The following is a 4,736-nucleotide window of genomic DNA, read 5'->3' as shown; positions in this document are numbered from 1 at the left end:
AGGCGGGACCGCCGCTTCACGAACCAAGCGCCTAGTGCCGCTGCTCCATCGCCACGTAGGCCGCCGGATACTTCGGCCCGATATACTCCGCCCGCGGACGGATCAACCGGTTGTCATCCAGCTGTTCGATCACGTGCGCCGTCCATCCCGAGATGCGCGAGACCGCAAAGATCGGCGTGAACAGGTCGATGTCGATCCCCAGCGTCGTATACGTCGACGCCGAATAGAAATCCACGTTCGCGTTCAGCTTCTTTTCTTTATTGATGTACAGCTCGATCGCGCGCGACATCTCGAACCACTTCGGGTTCCCACTGGATTTCCCCAGGTCCTCACTCATCTTCCGCAGATGCGTCGCCCGCGGGTCCTCGGTGTGATAAACGCGATGCCCGAAGCCGGGGATCTTTTTCTTTTGCTCGAGCTGTTCTTTCACCCACTCCGTCGCATCTTTCTTCTGCTTTTCGATGGAGAACAGCAACCGCATCACCGCTTCATTCGCGCCGCCGTGCAGCGGTCCCTTCAGCGCTCCGATGGCCCCAGTGATGGCCGAGTGCACGTCGCTCAGCGTCGCCGCGATCACCCTGGCCGCAAACGTCGACGCATTCAGCTCGTGGTCCGCATGCAGGATGAGCGCGATGTCCAGCGCCTTGTCCGCCGTCTGCGACGGCTTCTCCCCGTTCAGCATCCACAGGAAATTCCCCGCGTGTGAAAGCGTCTGGTCCGGCTCGACGATGTCCTTCCCCTTGCGGATGCGGTCGTAGGCCGCCACCACCATCGCGATCTGCGAGGTCAGCCGCAGGCTCTTGCGCACGTTCGCGTCGTGGTCGTTGTTGTTCTCGTCCGGATCGTAAAAACTCAGCGCGCTCACCACCGTGCGCAGCACTTCCATCGGCAGCGCGTGCTTGGGATACTTGCGCATCATCTCGTAGATGGCGGGATCGATCTTGCGCTCCACCGCCAGCTTGCGCTTCAAGTCGTCAAGCTCACCCTGTTTCGGCAGCGTCCCATGCCACAGCAGGTAGCAAGTCTCTTCAAAGGTCGAGTGGTCGGCCAGTTCGTGGATGTCGATGCCGCGATACGCGAGCACACCTTTGATCCCGTCGATGTAACAGATGCTCGATTCTCCGGCTACAACGTCCTCCAAACCTTTCTTGGGGACTGGTGGCGTCGTGGTAGACATGGCTCTCCCTTTCTGGTGATTAACCGACATTTATACTCTATCCCCCATACCCATTTCCAACCTGTCCCTGTCATTCGTCATTCGACATTCGTCATTCGCCCTTCTCGTGTCTCCGTGCCTCCGTGGTGGATTTTGCTCTTCGGCCCCGGTTTCAATTACCAAATTACCCGATTGTCAAATTACAGATGCTAGACTCATCGGTTGCTCACTCTACCCTGGAAGGCTTCTGCCATGACCTCCCTGCTCAAACGCCTCTCGGCCTTGTTCTGTCTCGTCGCCCTGTTCGCCGCTTACGCGCCCGCCGACGAAGGCATGTGGCTGTTCAACGTCCCCCCGAAGGCGAAGATCAAGAAGAAGTATGGATTCACCCTCACCCAGCCCTGGCTCGACCATCTTCGGCTGTCGTCGGTCCGCTTCAATAACGGAGGCTCCGGCTCGTTCGTCTCCGCCGACGGCCTCGCCTTCACCAACCATCACGTCGGCGCCGACTGTCTGAGCAAAGCCTCGACCGCCGGCAAGGACTACATCAAGACCGGCTTCTACGCCAAGTCGCAGGCGGAAGAGGTGAAGTGTCCCGACCTCGAGCTCAACCAGCTGCTCGCCATCACCGACGTCACCACCAAGGTCAACGCCGGCGCCAGACCGGGCATGTCCACCGCCGACCTGGCCAAGGCGCAGCGCGCCGCCATGTCGGCCATCGAGTCCGAGTGCGCCGACGCGAAGAACAATATCCGTTGTGACGTGGTCACCTTCTACTCCGGCGGACAATTCCATCTCTACAAGTACAAGAAGTTCACCGACGTCCGCATCGTCTTCGCGCCCGAGTTCGGCATCGCTTTCTTTGGCGGCGATCCGGATAATTTCGAGTACCCGCGCTACGACCTCGACATCACCTTCTTCCGTGTCTATGAGAACGATAAGCCGACACACCTCGACGATTACTTGAAGTGGTCGAAGACTGGCGTCAAGGATGGCGATCTCGTCTTCGTCTCCGGCCATCCCGGCTCCACCGGACGCCTCAACACCACCACCCAGCTCGAGTTCCTGCGCGACGTCAGCTACCCATGGCGCATCGATCTCTACGCCCGTCTCATCCCCAAGCTCAAAGACTTCGCTTCCAAGTCGGACGAGAACCATCGCATCGCCCAGGAAGATATCTTCGGCTTCGAGAACTCGCAGAAGGCCATCAAGGGATACCAATCCGGCCTGACCGACCCGGATGCCACGGCCAAAAAGGCCATGGCCGAAACAAAGATGCGCGCCAACATCGACGCGGATCCGAAGCAGAAAGCCGAGTTCGGCGGTGCTTGGGACGAGATCGCGAAAGCCATGCAGGTGCAGCGCGATATCTTCTTCCCGCTGCAATACATCGAGCGCGGCTCGGGCTTCCGCAGCGATCTTTCTGCCAAGGCGCACGACCTCGTCCGCCTCGCCGCCGAGAAACAAAAACCGAACGCCGAACGCCTGCGCGAGTATCGCGAGTCAGCGCTTCCTTCCTTGGAACAAGAGCTGCTCTCCACCGCTCCGCTCTACAAATCGCTCGACATCGTCACGCTCTCCGACGCCCTTGCAGACATGCAGCAGCGTCTCGGCCCCAGCGACCCCACCGTCAAGCGCGCGCTCAATGGCAAGTCGCCCGACGACGCCGCCGCTTACTACATCAACGGTACCCATCTCGACGATGTTGCTGTCCGCAAGCAGCTCTATGAAGGTGGCGCCGCCGCCATCGCCAAGTCTCGCGACCCACTCATCGTCCTCTGGCGCGACATCGATCCTGCCGCGCGCGCCGTCCGGAAGCGCTTTGACGACGAGGTCGACGCTGTCGTCCGCCGCAACGGTGCGCTCATCTCCAAGGCCCGCTTCGCCTCCGGCGGCCTCGACCTCTATCCCGACGCCACCTTCACCCTCCGCCTCAGCTACGGCGCCATCAAAGGCTTTGTCGAAGACGGACGCGGTGACGTCGCCAAGAAAGGCGAGCGCGTCCCCGCCTTCACCACCATGGCCGGCGCTTACAAGCATGCTGCCGCCCACGGCAACAAAGATCCCTACCAGCTGCCGGATTCATGGATGAAGGCGGAGAAGATGATCAACGGCGCTACGCCCTTGAACTCCGTCTCCACCCCAGACATCATCGGCGGCAACTCCGGATCGCCCGTCGTCAATCGCGCCGGCGAAGTGGTGGGTATCATCTTCGACGGCAACATCCAGTCCCTGCCCTGGAACTTCCAGTATGAGGACCAGATCGGACGCTCCGTCTCCGTCGACTCGCGCGGCATCATGGAGGCCCTGCGCAACGTCTACACCGCGACGGACCTCGCCAACGAACTCTCCACCGGCCACCACGGCGGCGCAGCAACAGCGAAGAAACCGGCCGCCAAGAAAGACATGAAGAAGTAGCGCCGGCGTCTCGCCGGCTGTAGCGCCGGCGTCCCGCCGGCTGTAGCAGCTGGCGTCTCGCAGCTGTAGCTGCGGCGTCCCGCCGCCGCTCGACAGAAACACGTAGGGGCAGGCGCCCTCGTCTGCCCCATTTCTCTTGATTGTCATTCCGAGCGAAGCGCGAACGTCAGTGAGCGCGAGTCGAGGAACCCCTATCGCAACCTCAACTCTTTGCGGGGTCATCCCGAGGAGGACGAGGGACCTGACGACGTCGTCCGCACCCGCACCCCGGTCGCGGCAGAAGCCTCACTCCGGCCAAATAGACGCAGCCGTCTTCGACAATATCTGCTCCTTCGCCGCATCACTGATCGCCAACCCGCGAAAGTCCGCCAGGTTCCGCTCGATGTCCGGGATCCCCGGCCCCGGCCAATCCGTCCCAAACAATGTCTTCGCGGCTATCTCTTCCAAACGGGGGAAATACCGCAGCAGGCTCTTCGGCGGTATCCCTGAGATATCCAGAAACACGTTCGGATGCCGCCGCACCAGGAAGAATGCCGTCTCCATCCACAGCGGACGTCCTCCGTGCGCCAGCAATATCTTCAACTGGGGGAAATCGACGGCCACATCGTCCACGTAGATCGGGTCGCCGAACTTATTGCGCGCGCCGGGAAAGATCGACGTCCCGGTGTGGAACATCACCGGGATCCCATTCGCCTCCGCCGCGCGATAGATGATCTCGAGCTCCGTCACGCCATTGAGGTAGTCGTTGGGATAAAGCAACTGGTGTGGCGGATGCACCTTCAGCATCCGTATCCCGAGGCGCACGATCTGCTCCATGTCGGCGAGCACGTTCTGCGTGTGTCGCGGATGCACGCTGCCGCACGGTATCAGCCGCTTCGGCGCGGCTTTGACGTATTCGGCGATGAAAGTGTTCACCTCGGCGGTGAAACCCATCACCTCGGGCGCCACGTAATTGATGAGCATTGCGCGGTCCACGCCGATGCTATCGAGATGCTTGAGGAAGACGGCGGGCGATTCGCAGCACCGGATCACAAAGTCGAAGTCGGCGCGCTTGCGCTTCATCGCCGCCAGCGCTTCCGGCTTGAACAGCTTCCACGGCTGTATGTGTACGTGACAGTCAGTGATCATCGGTCCGTTTCACAACGGCCGACCAGTATAGAGG

General features: G+C 61.0%; 3 protein-coding genes. 1 reads left to right on the top strand and 2 read right to left on the bottom strand.

Annotated elements, in window-relative coordinates; translation table 11 throughout:
• Positions 1-31 precede the first annotated feature (31 nt).
• Positions 32-1,177 (bottom strand): citrate synthase, encoded by a 1,146-nt coding sequence (locus M3P27_00500; GenBank protein MDP9266787.1) that lies wholly within the window; start codon positions 1,175-1,177, stop codon positions 32-34.
• Between the two features lie 231 nt (positions 1,178-1,408).
• Between M3P27_00500 and M3P27_00495 the strand changes: the two genes are divergently transcribed.
• Entirely contained in the window at positions 1,409-3,574 is a 2,166-nt protein-coding gene (locus M3P27_00495; protein MDP9266786.1) for a S46 family peptidase, read from the top strand.
• Between the two features lie 285 nt (positions 3,575-3,859).
• Here the strand turns inward: M3P27_00495 and M3P27_00490 are convergent, their stop codons facing one another.
• Positions 3,860-4,702 (bottom strand): amidohydrolase family protein, encoded by an 843-nt coding sequence (locus M3P27_00490; protein MDP9266785.1) that lies wholly within the window; start codon positions 4,700-4,702, stop codon positions 3,860-3,862.
• Positions 4,703-4,736 lie beyond the last annotated feature (34 nt).

This window comes from Acidobacteriota bacterium (assembly GCA_030774055.1).
In the GTDB taxonomy this organism is placed as follows: domain Bacteria; phylum Acidobacteriota; class Terriglobia; order Terriglobales; family Acidobacteriaceae; genus JACPNR01.
Note: the sequence above shows the minus strand (reverse complement) of the source record. Positions and strands in the feature narration are given on the sequence as shown.

Excerpts from the sequence above, each read along its gene's own strand:
- M3P27_00500 (MDP9266787.1), bottom strand. The coding sequence starts at position 1,177 with ATGTCTACCACGACGCCACCAGTCCCCAAGAAAGGTTTGGAGGACGTT.
- M3P27_00495 (MDP9266786.1), top strand. The coding sequence starts at position 1,409 with ATGACCTCCCTGCTCAAACGCCTCTCGGCCTTGTTCTGTCTCGTCGCC.
- M3P27_00490 (MDP9266785.1), bottom strand. The coding sequence starts at position 4,702 with ATGATCACTGACTGTCACGTACACATACAGCCGTGGAAGCTGTTCAAG.